Here is a 536-nt window from a genome sequence, read left to right as displayed (position 1 = left end):
CCTCGGTCCCGACCCGAAGGACAAGCGCTTCGCCGACAGCACGTGGAAGACCAACTGGCTCTACAAGAGCGCGATGCAGTATTATTTCGCGGTCCAGAAAAACGTTGCGAACTGGGCCAAGGATCTCGAACTCGACGAACTGGAGCGCGCGCGCGCCAATTTCGTGCTCCAGATGATCCTCGACAGCGTCTCGCCCACCAACACCCTCGTGGGCAATCCGGCCGCGATCAAGAAGGCCTACGAGACCGGCGGCGCCAGCCTGATGCGCGGCCTGAAGAACGCCTATGAGGACATGACGCAGAACGACATGCTGGTCTCCCAGGTGGACAAGCGGCCGTTCAAGATCGGCGAGAACATCGCCATCTCCCCAGGCGCGGTGATCCACAAGACCGAGATGATGGAGCTGATCCAGTATCAGCCGATCACCGAGACCGTGCATGAGACGCCGCTCCTGATCATCCCGCCCCAGATCAACAAGGCCTATGTGAATGATCTGAGCCCGGAGAAGAGCATTGTCCGGTTCCTGGCGAGCCAAG

General features: G+C 60.3%; 1 pseudogene. It reads left to right on the top strand.

What is annotated here, in order from left to right:
• Positions 1-536 (top strand): annotated as a pseudogene (locus ACLD7X_RS18215) (hypothetical protein); the annotation flags it as partial.

Origin of the sequence: Aphanothece microscopica RSMan92 (assembly GCF_046613545.2) — a bacterium.
Classification (GTDB): domain Bacteria; phylum Cyanobacteriota; class Cyanobacteriia; order PCC-6307; family Cyanobiaceae; genus NIES-981.
Note: the sequence above shows the minus strand (reverse complement) of the source record. Positions and strands in the feature narration are given on the sequence as shown.